The organism is Halolamina salina (assembly GCF_042678005.1).
GTDB classification, from domain to species: domain Archaea; phylum Halobacteriota; class Halobacteria; order Halobacteriales; family Haloferacaceae; genus Halolamina; species Halolamina salina.
In genome coordinates this window covers 11748-28055 of sequence record NZ_JBHUDH010000092.1, presented here as the reverse complement: position 1 = coordinate 28055, position 16308 = coordinate 11748, and the positions used below count along the sequence as shown (strand labels likewise).

Annotated in this window: 19 protein-coding genes and 3 tRNA genes; 11 read left to right on the top strand and 11 right to left on the bottom strand. The window is 69.7% G+C overall.

Annotation, left to right across the window (positions count from 1 at the left end; genetic code table 11):
* Nucleotides 1-51 precede the first annotated feature (51 nt).
* The 4 genes from radA to ACFR9S_RS08810 form a co-directional block, all read right to left on the bottom strand.
* A complete protein-coding gene (gene radA, locus ACFR9S_RS08825; RefSeq protein WP_379730540.1) occupies nucleotides 52-1083 on the bottom strand; it encodes a DNA repair and recombination protein RadA in 1032 nt (343 codons plus the stop codon).
* A 122-nt stretch (nucleotides 1084-1205) separates the two neighbouring features.
* Nucleotides 1206-1565 carry a hypothetical protein gene (locus ACFR9S_RS08820; protein ID WP_379730539.1) on the bottom strand — a complete coding sequence of 120 codons (360 nt, stop codon included), beginning with the start codon at nucleotides 1563-1565 and terminating at the stop codon, nucleotides 1206-1208.
* A 2-nt stretch (nucleotides 1566-1567) separates the two neighbouring features.
* Entirely contained in the window at nucleotides 1568-2239 is a 672-nt protein-coding gene (gene pspAB / locus ACFR9S_RS08815) for a PspA-associated protein PspAB (RefSeq protein WP_379730538.1), read from the bottom strand.
* 98 nt (nucleotides 2240-2337) lie between these two features.
* The gene (locus tag ACFR9S_RS08810) at nucleotides 2338-2901 is read right to left on the bottom strand and encodes a hypothetical protein (protein WP_379730537.1); all 564 of its coding nucleotides are present in this window, start codon (nucleotides 2899-2901) and stop codon (nucleotides 2338-2340) included.
* Between the two features lie 123 nt (nucleotides 2902-3024).
* Here ACFR9S_RS08810 and ACFR9S_RS08805 point away from each other — a divergent pair.
* The 4 genes from ACFR9S_RS08805 to ACFR9S_RS08790 all read left to right on the top strand — a co-directional run bounded on the left by ACFR9S_RS08805 (nucleotide 3025) and on the right by ACFR9S_RS08790 (nucleotide 4804).
* Nucleotides 3025-3097 (top strand) — tRNA-Arg (locus tag ACFR9S_RS08805).
* 81 nt (nucleotides 3098-3178) lie between these two features.
* A complete protein-coding gene (locus ACFR9S_RS08800) occupies nucleotides 3179-3310 on the top strand; it encodes a hypothetical protein (protein WP_379730536.1) in 132 nt (43 codons plus the stop codon).
* A 52-nt stretch (nucleotides 3311-3362) separates the two neighbouring features.
* A complete protein-coding gene (locus ACFR9S_RS08795; protein WP_379730535.1) occupies nucleotides 3363-3794 on the top strand; it encodes a histone family protein in 432 nt (143 codons plus the stop codon).
* Nucleotides 3794-4804: a histone deacetylase family protein gene (locus ACFR9S_RS08790; RefSeq protein ID WP_379730534.1), complete on the top strand. Its 1011-nt coding sequence runs from the start codon at nucleotides 3794-3796 to the stop codon at nucleotides 4802-4804. Before ACFR9S_RS08795 ends, ACFR9S_RS08790 begins: the two co-directional genes overlap by 1 nt.
* A gap of 6 nt (nucleotides 4805-4810) precedes the next feature.
* Here ACFR9S_RS08790 and cca read toward each other — a convergent pair whose 3' ends face one another.
* Nucleotides 4811-6223 carry a CCA tRNA nucleotidyltransferase gene (gene cca, locus ACFR9S_RS08785; protein WP_379730533.1) on the bottom strand — a complete coding sequence of 471 codons (1413 nt, stop codon included), beginning with the start codon at nucleotides 6221-6223 and terminating at the stop codon, nucleotides 4811-4813.
* A gap of 96 nt (nucleotides 6224-6319) precedes the next feature.
* Between cca and ACFR9S_RS08780 the strand changes: the two genes are divergently transcribed.
* The 5 genes from ACFR9S_RS08780 (at nucleotide 6320) to ACFR9S_RS08760 (ending at nucleotide 8915) form a co-directional block, all read left to right on the top strand.
* A tRNA-Asn gene (locus ACFR9S_RS08780) sits at nucleotides 6320-6392 on the top strand.
* Between the two features lie 49 nt (nucleotides 6393-6441).
* A tRNA-Ile gene (locus tag ACFR9S_RS08775) sits at nucleotides 6442-6517 on the top strand.
* Nucleotides 6518-6806: 289 nt separating this feature from the next.
* Nucleotides 6807-7346, top strand: a complete 540-nt coding sequence (locus ACFR9S_RS08770; RefSeq protein WP_379730532.1) for a hypothetical protein — start codon at nucleotides 6807-6809, stop codon at nucleotides 7344-7346.
* A gap of 41 nt (nucleotides 7347-7387) precedes the next feature.
* Nucleotides 7388-8263 carry a GAF domain-containing protein gene (locus ACFR9S_RS08765; RefSeq protein ID WP_379730531.1) on the top strand — a complete coding sequence of 292 codons (876 nt, stop codon included), beginning with the start codon at nucleotides 7388-7390 and terminating at the stop codon, nucleotides 8261-8263.
* Nucleotides 8256-8915: a DUF7504 family protein gene (locus ACFR9S_RS08760; protein WP_379730530.1), complete on the top strand. Its 660-nt coding sequence runs from the start codon at nucleotides 8256-8258 to the stop codon at nucleotides 8913-8915. The genes ACFR9S_RS08765 and ACFR9S_RS08760 overlap by 8 nt, the downstream gene beginning before the upstream one ends.
* A 34-nt stretch (nucleotides 8916-8949) precedes the next feature.
* Here ACFR9S_RS08760 and ACFR9S_RS08755 read toward each other — a convergent pair whose 3' ends face one another.
* The 4 genes from ACFR9S_RS08755 to ACFR9S_RS08740 all read right to left on the bottom strand — a co-directional run bounded on the left by ACFR9S_RS08755 (nucleotide 8950) and on the right by ACFR9S_RS08740 (nucleotide 13004).
* Complete coding sequence (locus ACFR9S_RS08755) at nucleotides 8950-9600, bottom strand: DNA-3-methyladenine glycosylase family protein (RefSeq protein WP_379730529.1); 651 nt, start codon at nucleotides 9598-9600, stop codon at nucleotides 8950-8952.
* A complete protein-coding gene (locus ACFR9S_RS08750) occupies nucleotides 9597-10349 on the bottom strand; it encodes an MBL fold metallo-hydrolase (RefSeq protein ID WP_379730528.1) in 753 nt (250 codons plus the stop codon). Before ACFR9S_RS08750 ends, ACFR9S_RS08755 begins: the two co-directional genes overlap by 4 nt.
* A 42-nt stretch (nucleotides 10350-10391) precedes the next feature.
* Nucleotides 10392-12053, bottom strand: coding sequence for a histidine kinase N-terminal 7TM domain-containing protein (locus ACFR9S_RS08745; protein WP_379818442.1), 1662 nt, complete (start codon nucleotides 12051-12053; stop codon nucleotides 10392-10394).
* A gap of 66 nt (nucleotides 12054-12119) precedes the next feature.
* The gene (locus tag ACFR9S_RS08740; protein ID WP_379730526.1) at nucleotides 12120-13004 is read right to left on the bottom strand and encodes a complex I NDUFA9 subunit family protein; all 885 of its coding nucleotides are present in this window, start codon (nucleotides 13002-13004) and stop codon (nucleotides 12120-12122) included.
* Between the two features lie 112 nt (nucleotides 13005-13116).
* Here ACFR9S_RS08740 and tmk point away from each other — a divergent pair, with 112 nt between their 5' ends.
* Nucleotides 13117-13710, top strand: coding sequence for a dTMP kinase (tmk, locus tag ACFR9S_RS08735; protein ID WP_379730525.1), 594 nt, complete (start codon nucleotides 13117-13119; stop codon nucleotides 13708-13710).
* A gap of 13 nt (nucleotides 13711-13723) precedes the next feature.
* On the opposite strand, the gene ACFR9S_RS08730 is transcribed toward tmk, so the two are convergent.
* Nucleotides 13724-14044, bottom strand: a complete 321-nt coding sequence (locus tag ACFR9S_RS08730; RefSeq protein WP_379730524.1) for a hypothetical protein — start codon at nucleotides 14042-14044, stop codon at nucleotides 13724-13726.
* Between the two features lie 129 nt (nucleotides 14045-14173).
* Nucleotides 14174-14698, bottom strand: a complete 525-nt coding sequence (locus ACFR9S_RS08725; protein WP_379818440.1) for a DUF5813 family protein — start codon at nucleotides 14696-14698, stop codon at nucleotides 14174-14176.
* Between the two features lie 130 nt (nucleotides 14699-14828).
* On the opposite strand from ACFR9S_RS08725, the gene ACFR9S_RS08720 reads away from it, so the two are divergent.
* A complete protein-coding gene (locus tag ACFR9S_RS08720) occupies nucleotides 14829-16049 on the top strand; it encodes a carboxylate--amine ligase (protein ID WP_379818439.1) in 1221 nt (406 codons plus the stop codon).
* Nucleotides 16050-16308: the final 259 nt, after the last annotated feature.

Here is a 16308-nt window from a genome sequence, read left to right as displayed (position 1 = left end):
CGCTGCCGCGTCACGACGCCGACGAGTGAAAAATAGGACCGCGCTGCGCGCTTACTCGGGCTTCAGGCCGCCGTCCTGGACGCGCATGACGGCCTCGCCGTCGGCGAGGTTGGGCGCGTCGACGAGGCGGACGATACGCTTGTCGCCCTTGGACTTGCGGAGGTAGATGCGGAACGTCGACTTGTGGCCGAGGATGTTCCCGCCGATGGGCTGGGTCGGGTCGCCGAAGTAGGAGTCGGGGTTGGAGGCCACCTGGTTGGTGACGAGGACGGCGACGTTGTGGAGGTTCCCGACCTTGTCGAGCTCGTGCAGGTGTTTGTTGAGCTTCTGCTGGCGTTCGGCCAGTTCGCCGCGGCCGACGTACTCAGCACGGAAGTGGGCGGTCAGCGAGTCGACACAGAGCAGGCGGACCGGCCAGTCGGAGTCCTCGTTCTCCTTGGCGAGTTCGAGCGCCTTCTCCGCCAGCAGCATCTGGTGGTTGGCGTTGAACGCCTTCGCGACGTGGATGTTGTCGAGGAACGACTCGAGCAGCTGCTCCATCGCCTCCTCGTCGCCGGGCTGCCCCTCGATCCCGCGGCGTTCGAGCTCCTCGGCGATGATCTCGTCATCAAGCCCCCGGATCATGTCGTCGATCCGCTCGGGGCGGAACGTGTCCTCGGTGTCGATGAAGATCGCGCCGCCGTCGAGCCCGCCGTTCTCCTTCGAGAGCTGGACGTTGACGGACATCTGGTGGGTGACCTGGGACTTCCCGGAGCCGAACTCGCCGTACACCTCGGTGATCGACTGGGTTTCGATCCCGCCGCCGAGCAGGTCGTCCACCTCGTCGATCTGCCAGGAGAGCTTCCCGATGCGCTCGCGGCGTTCGAGCACGGTCGCGCCGGTTTCGAAGCCGCCGACGTCGGCGGCCTCGCGGGCCGCGTTGATCACGTCCGACGCGGTCGAGTCGCCGACGTCCGCGGAGTTGGACAGTTCGCCGGGGCTCGCGACGGCGATGCTCTGGAAACTGTCGAAGCCCGCGTCGGTGAGCTTGTCTGCGGTTGCGGGGCCGACGCCGGGGAGACTTTCGAGGTCGTCTTCTGCCATACCCAGTCGTTGTGCGTCACCCGGGATAAACCCTCGTTAACAGTAGGGTGAAAGTGAAACTGCGGGGTGAACGGCGAGGTCGCTCTCGCCGTACGCGAAGACTCAAACCGAATGGCGCGGCGTCAGTGCCGCCGCCAGAGGAGGTAGCCGCCGCCGATTGCGAGGATCGCGCCCCCGACCCGGTCGCCGGCGGGGTGGACCGCGAGCGCGATACCGCCGACGAGCAGCAGGCCGGCGAGGTAGTCCGGCGTCTCGAAGCGCGGGTCGGGGTTGTCCGCGGGCGCGAACGCGCGATCGAGTCGGTCCAGCGCGACGTGACGCAGGTCGCCCGTCGCTTCCCGGTTCCCCTCCGTGTCGGTGACCCGGAGCAGGGTGACTCCCGCCTCGCCATCGGCGTCGACACCCACGACGCGAAAGACGGCGCCGGCGTCCGGCCCGTCCGTCAGCCGGTAGTGGTCGTACACTGCGGGCTCGGCGGGCATCGTCACTCCCAGGGGTGGCCGCCGGCGGTGTCGGGCCAGAGCGGGTACCAGTGGGACTCCTCACCCTCGATCTCGAGCTCGCCGTCCAGCACGGACCGGAGTTTGAACTCCGCTCTCGTGTTGCGGTCGTGGTCGCCGGTGGGACAGAACGGGTAGTAGGCGCCGCGGCGGAACGAGTAGATCCAGTAGGCGCGGTCGGTGCTGGCACGGGTCGCGCCCGCCCCGCGATCGCCGGAGTTCCCCCCGGACTCGGCGACGTTCCCGTCACCTTTCTCGAAGCCGAACACCGCCGCGAGCAGCCGCGAACCGAACCCCTGTTCGACGAACTCGTCGGCGGCGAAGTGGACGCTCGTCACGAGGTCCTCCGGGTCGTCGTCCTCGAGGATGACCCAGTGGTAGCCGTGGTCGTCCTCGCGGCGACGGAACTCGGTGCCAGTCTCGGTCTCGCCGGCCCGGAGGATCGCCTCCACCTCGTCGACGGCGTCGGCGAAGGCGGTGCTGTCGACCTCGGAGAAACAGAGCGCGGCGGCGCCGGCGGACTCGTAGCCGAGTTCGGCCTCCATCGTGACGTAGGCGGTGCTCATGCCGAACAGCGCCTCGGGGTCGGCCGCGCTCGACGCGTCGGCCTCCGCCCGAGTGCCCAGCACGGACTTGATCGAGTCGAAGATGCCCATACCCACCGTTCGGGTGCCCGGCGTTTAGTCCTGCGGTCAGACCGCCGGAGCGGTAGTTCTCGGTACCCGTCGAACTCCGACTGAGCCGTTCCGGACGGCTACTCGCCCGTCGAGGACTGGGCGACCTGCCGCTGGCCCTCCGCCCCGTCGTGGACGACCGTCGTCGTCCCCGGGCGGGCGCCGTCGAACTCGACGGTCACCACGTAGCCGCGGCTCACGAGCGCCTGCGTGCAGGACTCGTCGGGGTCGGACTTGTCCTCGGCCACCACGCGGACCGTGAGTTCGTCGGCGTCGGCGTCGTAGCGCGCCGACTCGAGCGCGGGGTAGGTACAGCCGTTCCGACCGACGATGCAGCCCTCGACCGTGACGGTGGCGCCGTCGGCGGCGATGCTCGCGCTGCCGGGCGAGTCGCAGTCTCCCTGCTGTTCGAGCGACCGGGAGACGATCGCCGTCGACGCCCCGGACGGCGTCTCCGTCGGCGTGTCAGTGTCGTCCGGAGTCCCGTCCTCCGGCGTGTCGGTCTCCGGCGTCTCGGTATCCGTCCCCCCGTCGGTGTCGGTCGGCTCGGCCCCGCCGTCGGGCGTCTCCGGCGCGTCGCCGACACAGCCGGCGACCGTGCTCAGCGCCGCTGCGGTGCCGGCGAGGAACGTTCTGCGTTCCATACCTCGGCCAACGGGGGCTACTTGCATAAGGTCGCGGTACGGACAAAATCTCCTTTGTTCCTCGCCCCCACGCCGACTGGGAACCGGAACCGACTTATGCGGGTCGGGCGTTTGTCGATATGAGTCCGGATAGGGTAGTGGACTATCCTCTTGGCTTGCGGAGCCAGGGACCGGAGTTCAAATCTCCGTCCGGACGTTCCTTCACTTCGTTCAGTCACGACCGGACGTGCCCACGCTCACTTCGTTCGCGTGGACTCCGTCCGGACGTTTTCGCCGAATGACGACGACGAGCGACAGCGAGGATTCCGTGTGGAGACTAGCTGTGACGGAGCGTTTCGGTAGGGACCTGAGCGACTGTCTCGTCCCGACGACACCCGCCGTCGACCCGCCGGTCGTCCCGTCGCCGTGACGCCCTCAGAGCGGAGGGGAAGCGTTTTACGCGCCACGCCCGGGGTGTGAGTATGACCGTCGAGCTGCCGTTCGCCCCCGTCGACGCCATCATCCGGCGCAACGCGGACGGGCTCCGGGTGAGCGCCGACGCGGCCGAGAAGCTGGCGGCGCACGTCCAAGACCGCGGCGCCGAACTCGCCATCGAGGCCGCCGAGCGAGCGACCGAGGACGGCCGGAAGACCCTCATGGCCGAGGACTTCGGCGTCGAGCAGGTCGTCGACCGCGACGCCGTCGACCTCCCCGTCGCGCCCGTCGACCGGATCGCCCGTCTCCGTATCGACGACCGCTACCGGGTGTCGATGGAGGCCCGCATCGCGCTGGCGGACATCCTCGAGGACTACGCCGACAACGTCGCCCGCGCGGCCGCCAAGCTCGCCCGCCACGCCGACCGCCGGACCGTACAGGCCGAGGACATCGAGACGTACTTCTCCCTGTTCGAGTAATGCAGTTCGGCTACTCGGACCGGTGTCTCGACCACGATACCGGCCCCCGACACCCGGAGTCGCCGGACCGGATGCGGGCGATCAGGGAGGCGCTCAAGGACCGCCACGGCGTCGAGTACGTCGACGCCCCCGCCGCCGACCGGGCCGACATCGAGCGCGCCCACGACACCGAGTACGTCGCCGAAGTCCGGGAGTTCTGTGCGGACGGCGGCGGGGAGTGGGACCCCGACACAGTCGCCGGCGAGGACACGTACGAGGTGGCGCGCAAGTCGGCGGGGCTGGCGATATGGGCGGCAGAGACCGCCCTCGACGGCGCCGACGGCCGTGACACCCCCTTCGCGCTCGGCCGGCCGCCGGGCCACCACGCCGAGTCCGACGAGGCGATGGGGTTCTGCTTCTTCAACAACGCCGCCGTCGCCGCCCGCACGGTGATCGACGATCCCGACTCCGCCGTCGACAGCGTGGCGATCTGGGACTGGGACGTCCACCACGGCAACGGGACCGAGGAGATCTGTGCCGCCGACCCGGACGTGTTCTACGCCTCGACCCACGAGGAGGGGCTTTACCCCGGCACCGGCCCGATCGAGGAGACTGGCGAGGGCGCCGGCGAGGGGACGACGCTGAACGCGCCGCTCTCGGCGGGCTGTGGCGACGCGGAGTACCGCCACGTGTTCGAGCGGGCGATCGCGCCCGCGATCGAGCGCTTCGACCCCGACCTGCTGCTGGTCTCGGCGGGCTTCGACGCCCACCGCCACGACCCGATCTCGCGGATGCGCGTCTCCACGGAGGGGTACGCCCAGTTCACCGACGCCGTCCGCGAACTGAGCGACGACATCGGCGCCGCGCTGGCGTTCGTTCTGGAGGGCGGTTACGGGCTGGACACGCTCTCGGAGAGCGTCGGCGTGGTCCACGAGACGTTCGACGGCCGCGAACCGATCCCCAAGGACGACGACCCCGCCGGGGAGGTCGTGGAGCTGGTCGAGCGAATCCGCGAGATCCACGACCTCTGAGTCCGATCAGATTTCCGGCTCGAAGTACGCCCGGAGTTCCTCGCCGAACTCTTCGGCCAGCGCCGCCGTCTCGTCGCCGACCAGCACGTCGTAGGACCCCCCGAGCGCCGTCTCGACGTGGGTGCCGAGCGCCACGTCGAACAGCGTGTCGCTCCGGAGCAGGGCCTCGGGCGTCCGGTGTTCGCGCTCCCGTTCGACCACGTAGCGACCGGCGTCGACGAACGGGCCGTACGCCGACTCGTCGTCGGCGTAGGCGTCGTAGAACGACGCCGCGTGTTCGCCGACGTGGACGGGCGGCCCCTCGTGGCGTTCGACGGCGGGGAGTTCAGCGACGGCGGTCTCGACGAACAGCACCGACGTCCCCGACGCCGTCTCACCTACGCCGTCGGCGAACGTCGTCGCCCGCAGGGTGTCGAACCCCCGGCGGTCGAACTCGTCGGCGACGCCGCCGAGCGAGCGCCGGAGCTGCGGGTAGAGCTGATCCTCCACCACGTCGGGCGTGTCGAAGACGACCGCGACCGCGTGGCTCCCGCGCCGGTCGAGATGCTCGCGAACGCCGGCAGCGTCGATCGGCTCGGTCGGTTCGGGGAAGAACAGCGACTCCCGCGGCTCGTCGAGCAGTTCCCGACAGTAGTGCTGGAACCGCGCCAGATTGGCTTCCGACAGCACGGCGGCGACGTTGCGGTCGGGGTCCGTGGGATCGATCACGACGAGGGGATCGTCGAACTCGGCTGCCTCGGCCACGTCGGGCGGGACCTCGGCAGGACCGCCGTCACCACGCAGGTCGAACCGAACCGGCGGGTGCCACTCGGCGGCGGCCTCGACCAGCGGTCGGAAGCCGCCGTACTCCAAGACGAGCAGTTCGACCAGATAGCCGGAGAACCCCTCGGTCCGGAGGTCGCTGCCGTAGACGCCGACGCCCTTCATGAACCGCTTCAGGAGCCGGGCGGCCTCGGCGAGTTCGGGGGTGTATCTCGCCTGGAGGAAGGCGTCGTGGAACGGCGTCCGGTCGACCGCCGAGCGGATTTCGGTCGCCGAGTCGACGGCGTAACACGGCACCAGATCCACGTCGAACCCCTCGTACTCCCCCTTCACGTAGGGGTGTTCGGCGTACTCCTCGTGCCCGTCGGGGAGGACGGCGTGGCCCACGTCGAGGCCGTAGCGTTCGAGTTCTTCGCGGTCGATTTCGGTGGGGAAGCGGACGAACAGGTCGATGTCGCGGTCGCCGGCGAGCCACGTCGAGCGGGCGCTGGATCCCACCTGCGTCACGTCGGCGTCGACGGGTAGCTCCTCGATCGCGGTCTCGGCACGGTCGGTGAGTTCTTCGGTGACGGCGCGCAGGCGCTCGCGCTCGTCGGCGTCGGGCGTGACGCGCTCGCTCACGCGTTCGAGCACGGCGTCGAGGGCGTCGTCGGTCATGGGCCACGGTTCCGCGACGCGGGAGGAAACCGTGTCGGTCGGGCCGCCGGGGGGAAACGAAACCCATTTGTGTGAAACCACGGTACGAGAAAGTGAGCCGTCGTAGCTCAGCTGGTAGAGCACCACGCTGTTAACGTGGTTGTCCCAGGTTCGAGCCCTGGCGACGGCGTCGATCCTTTCGGTAGTCTCAAGGGCGAGCCGTCCGGCTGTTCGTCTACGGGCCCTTAGCTCAGTCTGGTTTACAGCCCCCGGCTCATAACCGGGTGATCGGTGGTTCAAATCCGCCAGGGCCCATCCACCCCGCGAGCGACAGCGAGCGGTGGTGATTTTCCGACCTGGCGATTTGAACCAGGGAGTGGAGTGAAACGGAACGACCGTGGTTCAAATCCGCCAGGGCCCATCCGAGTGCTCCGAACGACAGTGAGGAGCCGAGGCTGCCGCCGTGGCGGATTTTGAACCCAGAGAACGAGCGATAGCGAAGTTCGCGTGGTTCAAATCCGCCAGCCCCCCGTGCCACGCCGACACTCAAACGGCTCTTTGCGCTTGAGTGACGCCTTTCCCCGCCCCGGCCGAACTGCGACTCATGCAGCACGACTCCCTCCCCCGCCGCCGCGCCCTCGCCGCCATCAGCGCCACCGTCACGGCCGCCGTCGCCGGCTGTTCGAACCTCCCGGGCACCGACGACACCACCGAGGAACTCACCTTCGACGAACTCCACCAGACGCCGACGTACGTCGCCGACGGCGTCGATCTCACGCTCCACGAGGAGGTCCCGACCGTGAGCGCGACCAACAACGCCGATCTGCTCCTGCTCCCGGGCGACACCGACGTGGCGGCCGAGCAGGCCGCCGACTGGCTGGCCGCCGATCGGGCGATCGCGCTTCTGGGCGACGACGCCGAGCCGACGTGGCTCGACTGGGAGGCCAGCGACGCCTTCGACGACACGTTCGAGAACCGGGGAGCGGCCGACAGCGATCCGGACCCCGATCTGCTGGTCGGCGTAACCTTCGAGAACCGAACGGCGACGTACAACCGGACGTGGGCCGACGGGCCGCGCGATCGGGACTTGATCCGTGCGCTGGACGAGATCCTCGTCGAGATCGCGGCGCGGACGCCCGCCTGACGACCACCAGTTTCCTAACCCCCCTCCACTGAGTAAGGGGTATGCTGCTCTGTGTCGACTCGGACGCCGCCTCGCGGGAGGCGACGGCCGAGACGCTGCGGGACGCCGGGTTCACCGTCGCGGAAGCGGCGACGATCGCGGCCGCTCGCGAGCACGTCGACGACGATCTCGACGCGCTCGTCACCGAACAGTCGCTGCCCGACGGGACCGGACTGGAGCTCGTCCGTGACGTCCGCGAGACCGTCCCCGACACCCCCTGTTTCCTGTTCACCGACCTGCCGATCGAGGAGATCGATACCGCCGCGTTCGGCGACATCGTCGTCGAGTACGTGCCGAAGGACGCGCCCGAGGCCCGCGCGGACCTGCTCGATCTCGTCGAGCACGCCGTCGCGTTCCGGAGTCAGACAGCCTACCCGCTGCCCGAGAACGAGGAGGCCCGACTGGCCGCCCTGGAGCGCTACGCCGTCGAACCGGAGGCGCTGGGTGAGTCGTTCGACCGACTGACCGAGATCGCGACCGAACTGTTCGGCGTCGACGCCGCCGCTGTCGGGCTGATCGACGCTCACGAACAGCGCTTCCTTGCCTGTCACGGCATCTCGCTCGACCCGATGGACCGCGAAGACACCGTCTGTACGTACGCGCTGCTCGACGACGGCGTGACCGTGATCGAGGACGTGCAGGCGGACCCGCGGTTCGATGAGAACGAGGGGCTGCAGGCCGCGAACATCCGGTTCTACGCCAGCAGCCTGCTCCAAACGCCCGAGGGCGAGGCCGTCGGGACGTTCTGCATCTACGACGACGCGCCGCGGGAGTTCTCGACGCGCGACCGGGAGCTGCTCGAACTGCTCGGCGCGGAGGCGATGGATCAACTGACGCTCCGTCGCGACCGGCGGGAGACGGAGGTAGCCGATGAGTGACGACGGCTACGCGTTCCCAGGGCTCCCGCTCGACCCGATCCGGCCGGGGACGACCGTCCTGTTGGCCGGCCCGGCCCACTCGGGGGCGCGCGAACTCGGTCTCGGGATGCTCGCCGGTCCCTCCGGCGAGGGGGCGATCGTCGTCACCACCAACCGACGCTCGCGGCGCATCGCCGCCGACTGCGAGCACGTGGGGCTGGAGCTTACCGCCGACAGCACGGCGATCCTCGACTGCGTCGGCGACGAGGACGCGGACGTGCCGGCGCGGGTGCTCCCGGTGTCGGGACCCTCGGACCTGACGGGGATCGGGATGCGCTACTCCGACGTCCACCGCGAGTTCGAGCGCTCCGGGATCGATCGCGTCCGCACGGGGCTGTTCTCGCTGTCGACGCTGCTCTCCTTCGGCGACCTCAAGACGGTCTCGCGGTTCGTCCACACGCTCGTCGGGCGCATCGACGCGCTCGACGGTCTCGGCGTGCTGCTGATCGACCCCGCGATCCACGACGACCAGACCGTCAGGACGCTCTCGCAGTTCTGTACCGGCCGGATCGACGTTCGCGAGGGGGACGACGGCCCCGAACTCCGGACGCGTGGGCTGGCCGGACACCCACGGGAGTGGCGGACGTTCGATCCGGCTCGGAAGGATAGCTAAGCAGTCGCGGGCTGTCGCCCGTCCCCGGCCGCCCTCACTCCGAAACCACGTCGCCAGCACGCTCCCCGAGCTCCTCCTCGACCTGCCAGAGGTACAGCGCCGCGTAGCTCCGCACCGGTTCCCAGCGCGCCGCGAACTCGCGCATCTCCCCGCGGGTCATCTCGGGGTCTTCGCCGTGGTGATCTACGAGCGTCTTCAGCCCCTCCCGGACGCCGAGGTCGCCGACGGGGAACACGTCCGGGCGGCCGAGCACGAACAGCAGGAACATGTCCGCGGTCCACGGCCCGACGCCGGTGATATCGGTGAGCGTCTCGCGCACCTCGTCGTCGGCCATCGCCGCGAAGTCGTCGCGAGTCCACCCCGCCTCGGCGAACGAGTCGGCAATCTCGTTGACGTACCGCGTCTTCTGTCGGGAGAGCCCGGCGTCGCGCAGAATCTCGTCGTCCGCGGCGCGGATCCCCTCGGGCGTCACCTCGACCGCGTCGAACAGGCGCTCCCGCGTCGCCGCCGCCGACGCCATCGACACCTGCTGGCGGAGGATCGAGACGATCAGGCGCTCGAAGGCGTCCTCCGCGGGGTCGATCGAGACGGGACCGACCTCGGCGACGATCGGGCCGAGGTACTCGTCCTCGCGGAGGCGGTCGTACGCGTCGTCGTCGCTCACGTCGTCGGGTCCCACCGTCATACTTCGAAGCGCATCCCGTCCTCGGCGATCGACACGTCGCCGTCGAAGCCGGCGCGCTCGACGCTCTCGATCATCTCGTCGTGTTTCCCCTCGGTGTGGGGGTAGAGATGCGTGAGCAGCAAGCGGTCGATGTCGGTCCCGGCCAGCGCCTCGCCCAACTGCGTCGGCGTCGGGTGGTTGTCCACGTCCACCTCGTCGGGGAACGAGCAGTCGTGCAGCAGCACCTCCGAGCCGTCGGCGAAGCGGGCGATCGACGCGCTGGCCTCGCCGTCGGCGCCGAACGTGAACTCGCCGTCGCTCCCCTCGCTCGCGAATCGGTAGGCCAGACAGTCCATCGAGTGGACCGTCTCGTGGGTCGCGATCTCGAAGCCGGCGGCCTCGAACTCGCTGTCGGCGCTCACCTCCCGGATCGAGAGGTCGACCCGGCCGTCGAGGTAGTCGTGGACCGAGAGCAGGTCGTCGACCAGCGCCTTCGTCCCCGACGGGCCGATCACTTCGAGGTACTCCTCGCCGGCGAGCCACCGCGCCTTCAGCAGCGCGAGCAGGTCGCTGACGTGGTCGAGGTGGTGGTGGGTCAGCAGCACCGTCGACACGTCCTCGTAGCCCACGTGTGACTCCGAGAGGCGGTGGAGGACGCCGGCGCCGCAGTCGACCAGCAGCGCCCGGTCGTCGCGTTCGAGCAGGAGTCCGGTCTGGACGCGGTCGGGCAGCGGCATGGCGCTCCCCGTCCCCAGCAGCGTGACGCGCATGGACGCCAGTGGGCGGCCGGCGGGGAAAGGCTGTACGGTCGGTTACTTCCGGTCGGCGGCGGGGAACTCGATCAGGACTGTCGTCCCGTCAGGCCCCGTGGACTCGATGCTGAGTTCGCCGCCGGCCGCGCGGGCGCTCCATGAGGCGAGCCAGAGCCCCAGCCCCCGGCTGTGTTTCAGCGGCGTCTCGGCCTCGCGTCTGAGCACCTCCCGTTCCTCCGCGGGGATCCCCGGCCCATCGTCGTCGATGCGGAGGCGGACCGTCCCGTCAGCCTCCTCGATCCGGAGCCGCGCCCACGGCTGGTCGCCGTCGTTGTGCTCGACGGCGTTCTCGAGGAGGTTCCGCAGCGCCGTCGTGAGCGCGGCCTCGTCGGTGACGGCGGCCCGCGTCCCCGGGAGATCGGACTCGACGATCGCGTGTTCGGCGTCGAACCGCGCGACGACCTCCTCGGCGACCTGCCCGAGATCGACCGGCTCGGCCGCCTCGACCGACGAGGGCTCGATCCGCGTCATCTCCCGGACCTTCTCGCTGGTCGCGACCACGCCGTCGACTTTCGACTGGACCTGCGCCGCGATCGCCGCCGGATCGTCGGCCTCGCCCGACTCGATCCGCTCGGCGAGGCCGTGGACGACGTTCATGTCGTTGCGGAGGTTGTGCCGGAGCACGCGGTTGGCGACCTGCAGCCGCTGTTCGTACGCGCGGCGGTCGGTCACGTCCCGCAGCACGAGCGCGTAGCCGGTGAGGGTGTCCTCGGCGTCCCGCAGCGACGAGACCTGCACCTCGTAGGTGCGGCGGATCCCCTCCGTCTCCCCGTCGACGGTCGTCCCCGAGAGTCGGGAGAGGGGCGTGTCGGGGAAGACGGCGGAGATGTGGTCGCCGGCGGTGGGCGCGGGCGTCAGCACCCGCCGCGCGCCCTCGTCGGCGTCGACGACCATCCCCTCGGCGTCGAGCACGACCAGCCCGTTCCCGACCACGTCCAGCGCCGCCTCCCGGGCGATCGGCGTCCGGTCGAGCAGGTCGAATCGGAACAGCGAGACCCCGATCAGCGTGACGGTGGCGCCGAACGTGAACGGCGTGAGGTCGAGGCCGGGCACCGGACTGGCACCGAACGTGAACGCGGCGTTCGCGAACAACGGCGGCACCACCGCGGCCAGCAGCGTGGCCGCCTGTCGGTGGTAGAGCTCGGAGGACCGGGCCGCCGTCCGGAGGACGAGGTAGATCCCGAACCCGATGATCGCGTAGGCGTAGGCCATGTGGACGTAGTAGCCGAGCGCGAACTCCGGGGCGAACACGCGGATGACGCCGGTGGCGGCGAGATCGAGGTCGGACCAGATCAGGCCGTGCCGAGGGTTGGTGAGCACGAACGCCGCGAACACGGCGGGTTCGGACACCATCGCCAGGCGGGCGGCCCGGGTGAGCCACTCGCCCTTGCCGGCGTAGCGCAGCGCGAACAGCAGCCACACGGTGGGGATGAACCCCGCAACTGCGAGCGTCAGCTGCCACCACGCGAGCTGTTCCGGCCGGGCCGCGAACCCGAGCTGGACGCCGTAGCTGAACGCCCACGTCCCGATGACGGTGACCAGTGCGACGAACCCGCCGACGTAGCGCTCGCTTCGGTTCCGCCGGACCGCCACCGCCAGCAGCGCGGAGAGCGTGCTGACGCCGAACAGCAGCAGCGACGGCAGCCCCGGAGCCCACGCCATGGTACGACCGTGGGGTCAGGTGGGTGGGGTGAAAAAGTACCGGGGCAGCGGTCCCCGACGTGTCAGCTAACCGTCGAGGAACGACGAGAGCGTGGTGAGATCTTCCTCGTCGACACCGAACGCGGACACGTCGTTGTCGTCGACGGTGTTGTCCATCTGCAGCGAGCGGTACTGGTCGCTCCCGAACGGGAACCCCGGGACGTAGTCGAGCGCCGAGAGTCCGATCTTCGACAGCGACATCGGGATCGGGAGCACGTTCACCCCGCGACCGTCCGCACGGTGACCCAGACGCGCGACTTCCGCCATCGTGAGCTTCTCCGGGCCGCCGATGTCGTACGTCTCGCCGACGTGGTTGTCCTCCAGCACGGCGTCGGCGAGCATCGGGACGAGGTCGCCGACGTGGATGGGCTGGAACCGCGTCTTCCCGCCGCCGGGCAGCGGCGTGATGTACGGCGGCGCGAGCAGTTTGGTGAACTTCACGAACTCCCCGCCCTCGCCGAACACCACCGAGGGGCGGGTGATCGTCCAGTCGAGGTCGGAGTCGCGGACGACTGCCTCGGCCTGCCCCTTCGCCCGGATGTAGTGAGTCGGCCCGTCGGGGTCGGCGCCCAGCGCACTCTGCTGGAGGAACCGATCGGCGCCCGCTTCCTCGGCGGCGGCGACGAGGTTCTTCGTCCCCTCGAGGTGGACCTCGAAGTGTTTCCCCTCGCCGCCGCTGGGGGTGAACAGCGGCGAGAGCGCGACGAGGTTCACCACCGCGTCGTGGCCGTCGACGGCCGACTCGATCGAGTCGTAGTCGGTCACGTCGCCCGTCGCGTGGCTGACGCCGTCGGGCAGCGACTCCTCCGGCTCGCTGCGGGACATCGCGGTCACGTCGTGGCCCCGCTCGACGAGTTCGGTACAGAGCGGGCGACCGATGAAGCCGTCACCGCCGGCGACGAGTATCTCCATACGTGTGAAGTGGGCGCACACGAACTTAAATGGCGGCGGCAGCGGCGGCCGTCCGTGGTGGCAGCAGCCCCGGACCGACGCGCCTTAATCCCGCGACGAACACCCTCCGTCCATGCTCATCACGCTGGAGGGGCTGGACGGGAGCGGGAAGACCACCGTCTGGGAGGCCCTCCACGACTCCCACCCCGAGGCGACGTTCACCCGGGAGCCAACGGAGTCGTGGTACGGCGACGCCGTGAACCGCGCCATCGACGACGACGACGCGGACCCGCTGGCGACGCTGTTCCTGTTCACCGCCGACCACGCCGACCACCTCTCGCGGACGGTTCGGCCCGCGCTGGAGAACGACGAACTGGTGATCTCGGACCGCTACTCCGACTCGCGGTACGCGTATCAGGCCGCGGCGCTCTCGGGCAGCGAGCTCAAGCGCCCGCTTGAGTACATCCGGGGGATCCACGCCGCCTTCACCGAACCGCCGGACGCGACCATCTACATCGACGTGGACCCGGAGACGGCGGCGGCCCGGAGCGGCTCGGCGAACCAGTTCGAGGACGCCGCCTTCCTCGCGCAGGTGGAGTCGAACTACGAGCGCCTGATCGAGGCCGAGCCCGAGCGGTTCGTGCGCGTCGACGGCACGCAGTCGCCGGAGGACGTGATCGCGGCGGTGGAGGACGCGGTCGACCGGCTACTGGACGAACACGAGTGAGCGGCGGCGGTCGCTACTCCCACGTCTCGGGGAGGTCCACGTCTTCTGGTGGGGGAACGTAGAGCACGTCGACGAGCGCGCCCAGTCCGATCGGGACCGCGACGAGCAGGGTGAGCACGATCGCGGGGCTCGCGAGATCGGGACCGAGACCCAACAGCCCCGAGAACAGGTACGTCGAGCCCAGCAACACCACGGGGATCCCGGTGACGGTGAACACCGCGGCCCCCCCGCGGGTATCGAGCGCGATCCGGAAGTAGCGCGTGAGCACCGCCGCGAGGAGGGTGTGGGCCGCGACGAGCGCGAGCAGGAACCCGATCGAGAGCGCCGAAGCCATTACCCGGCTCTCGGTGCCGCGTGACCTTTTCGTTGTCGCTGTCGGTCGGCGACCGTTTACGACTGAGATTTCGGCGGCTGACCGTTGCCGCCTCCTACTGAGACACCGGCGGCTGACCGTTGCCGCCTCCTACTGTTCGATCCCGTCGCTGCCGCCTGCCCGCCGCGCCTCGGTCAGGATGCTCGAGACGGGCTCGGTGTAGTCGTAGCCGGGGATCACGCCCTGCACGAACGTCCCCTCGACGAAGTCGACGACCGCGGCGGCGTCGTCGACGCCCCGAGCCGGGTCGATGTCCGTGAATCCGGCCCGGACCTCGGCGGTTCGCGTCCCCTCGTGGACCGTCTCGGTGACGGTCGGTTCGAGCTCGTGGTAGCCCGCGAGCACGCCGCCGCCGATGCCGTCGAGGCGGCGCTCGAACGTCTCGTACCAGCCCTCCTCGACGACCGGGGCCACGTCGCTCTCGGTCACCTCGTCCAACATCGGGACGCGGACGACGATCTCGAACCGGATCTCACCGCCCTCGCCGGGTTCGGCGGCGACGGTCCCCTCGAAGGGGGTGGCGGTGGCGGCGAACCGGTCCTCGGCGTCGCTCTCGGCCGCGAACGCGTCGTGGCGGCGGAACGCCCGCCGGGCTCTGTCGGGTAGCTCGCTCATACCCGTTCCACGTGATTGCGGCGAATAAGCGCGTCCCTTCCGGGGGCGTACGGCCCCAAGAGCGATCCCGGAACGGCCGTCGAACTGCCGGTTCGGCGGAGCTTTTCCCTCCCGGCATCGAACGGCGGGTATGGCCGAGCAGTTCCTCGACACCGACGCGCTCGCCGAGGCCGTCGACGGCGCCGAGTTCGATCGTACGCCAGCGGTGGTCGCGAACGCACACATCACGGGGCTGAGCGTCGCCCGCGCGCTCGACGCCCACGGGGTGCCCGTCATCGCCGTCGACCAGATGGCCGACGGGGTCGCGTACCCCTCCGACGCGATCGACTTCGCCGGGCGAGTGCGCTACCCGCTCGACGATCCGCAGGGGTTCGCGGACGATCTTGCCGCGATCGCTGACGCCGCCGGCGAGGTCGTCGCCTTCGGCTGCATGGACGAGTGGGTCCACGGGTTCGCCGACGCCGGCGTCGAGAACGTCCACCTGCCGTGGGAGAACCACGTCAGCGTGCTCGACAAGACGCGCCTCTACCGCCGCGCGGAGGAGTTGGGCGTCCCCTACCCGGAGACGTACTTCCCCGTGGAGACCGACCCCGCCGCCGCCGCCGAGGAACTGGGGTTCCCGCTCGTCGTCAAGCCCGCCCGGAAGCGTGAGGGCGAGGAGGCGATCGGCAGCAACGTCGTCGAGGTCGCGACGAGCGAGGAACTGCACGACGTACTCGAGGCCGCCGACGCGGCCGGCGTCGAGGTGATGCTGCAGGAGAAGGTGAACATCGCCACCGGAAAGGACCGTTCGCTCGCGTCATACGTGCCCGCGGAGGGCGAGCCGCTCGCGGTGGTCGGGAACGCCGCGGTGCGCTTCCCGCTGGAGTTCGGCACGTCCTGTCTGGTCGAGACCGTCGACGCCCCGGAGATCGAGGCGCGGGCGCTCTCGGTGATCGAGGACGCCGGCTACCACGGGATCAGCGAGTCGGAGTTCGTCTACGACCAGGACCGCGAGGAGTACGTGCTGCTGGACATCAACACCCGGCCCTGGAAGTGGATCTCGCTGCCCGTCTCGGTCGGCGCGAACCTCCCGTACGCGGCGTACGCCGACACGGTGGGGGAGACGTTCGAGCCGGGCGAGATCGACGACGGGCGGTGGGTGTACCTGCGGGACTACCTGACGCTGCTCGCGAGCGAGGAGACGTTCTGGGACGTGCTCGATACGGAGGACTGGGTGTCGCTGGTCTCGGGCGCGTTCGAGGATAGTGGGAATCTGACGACGGGCGTCTACCGGCCCAGCGATCCGGCGCCAGTCGCGCAGTTGCTGGACACGGAGTTCACGGACCGGGAGTACTACTGTTCCTGTTAGGTCGATTCGTTTGGGGCAGAGTTTCGGTGGGTGGTTCGATTTGTTCGGGTGGTGTTGTGCTCGCGATTGTGGCATTTTCGATTGTTGGCCACTGCGACCGCGACAGCAACAGCAGTTCGTCGCTAGACCTCTTGTGACCGCACCGCTCCGCACAGCCCTCACACCTCCCCAGCCGACTCACTCGCTCACGTCCGTTCGCTCGTTCGTCCCTCGCGCGCTCGTTCGCGCACGGAGGCGCTCACGTCGCGCGCCACCGCCG

Coding starts and splice junctions, on each gene's coding strand:
- ACFR9S_RS08800 (WP_379730536.1), top strand. CDS start 3,179: ATGACGACGACGAGCGACAGCGAGGATTCCGTGTGGAGACTAGCTGTG.
- radA (WP_379730540.1), bottom strand. CDS start 1,083: ATGGCAGAAGACGACCTCGAAAGTCTCCCCGGCGTCGGCCCCGCAACC.
- ACFR9S_RS08750 (WP_379730528.1), bottom strand. CDS start 10,349: ATGCGCGTCACGCTGCTGGGGACGGGGAGCGCCATGCCGCTGCCCGAC.
- ACFR9S_RS08730 (WP_379730524.1), bottom strand. CDS start 14,044: ATGGCTTCGGCGCTCTCGATCGGGTTCCTGCTCGCGCTCGTCGCGGCC.
- ACFR9S_RS08720 (WP_379818439.1), top strand. CDS start 14,829: ATGGCCGAGCAGTTCCTCGACACCGACGCGCTCGCCGAGGCCGTCGAC.
- pspAB (WP_379730538.1), bottom strand. CDS start 2,239: ATGGGCATCTTCGACTCGATCAAGTCCGTGCTGGGCACTCGGGCGGAG.
- cca (WP_379730533.1), bottom strand. CDS start 6,223: ATGACCGACGACGCCCTCGACGCCGTGCTCGAACGCGTGAGCGAGCGC.
- ACFR9S_RS08820 (WP_379730539.1), bottom strand. CDS start 1,565: ATGCCCGCCGAGCCCGCAGTGTACGACCACTACCGGCTGACGGACGGG.
- ACFR9S_RS08755 (WP_379730529.1), bottom strand. CDS start 9,600: ATGACGGTGGGACCCGACGACGTGAGCGACGACGACGCGTACGACCGC.
- ACFR9S_RS08770 (WP_379730532.1), top strand. CDS start 6,807: ATGCAGCACGACTCCCTCCCCCGCCGCCGCGCCCTCGCCGCCATCAGC.
- ACFR9S_RS08745 (WP_379818442.1), bottom strand. CDS start 12,053: ATGGCGTGGGCTCCGGGGCTGCCGTCGCTGCTGCTGTTCGGCGTCAGC.
- ACFR9S_RS08790 (WP_379730534.1), top strand. CDS start 3,794: ATGCAGTTCGGCTACTCGGACCGGTGTCTCGACCACGATACCGGCCCC.
- ACFR9S_RS08810 (WP_379730537.1), bottom strand. CDS start 2,901: ATGGAACGCAGAACGTTCCTCGCCGGCACCGCAGCGGCGCTGAGCACG.
- ACFR9S_RS08740 (WP_379730526.1), bottom strand. CDS start 13,004: ATGGAGATACTCGTCGCCGGCGGTGACGGCTTCATCGGTCGCCCGCTC.
- ACFR9S_RS08725 (WP_379818440.1), bottom strand. CDS start 14,698: ATGAGCGAGCTACCCGACAGAGCCCGGCGGGCGTTCCGCCGCCACGAC.
- ACFR9S_RS08795 (WP_379730535.1), top strand. CDS start 3,363: ATGACCGTCGAGCTGCCGTTCGCCCCCGTCGACGCCATCATCCGGCGC.
- ACFR9S_RS08765 (WP_379730531.1), top strand. CDS start 7,388: ATGCTGCTCTGTGTCGACTCGGACGCCGCCTCGCGGGAGGCGACGGCC.
- ACFR9S_RS08760 (WP_379730530.1), top strand. CDS start 8,256: ATGAGTGACGACGGCTACGCGTTCCCAGGGCTCCCGCTCGACCCGATC.
- tmk (WP_379730525.1), top strand. CDS start 13,117: ATGCTCATCACGCTGGAGGGGCTGGACGGGAGCGGGAAGACCACCGTC.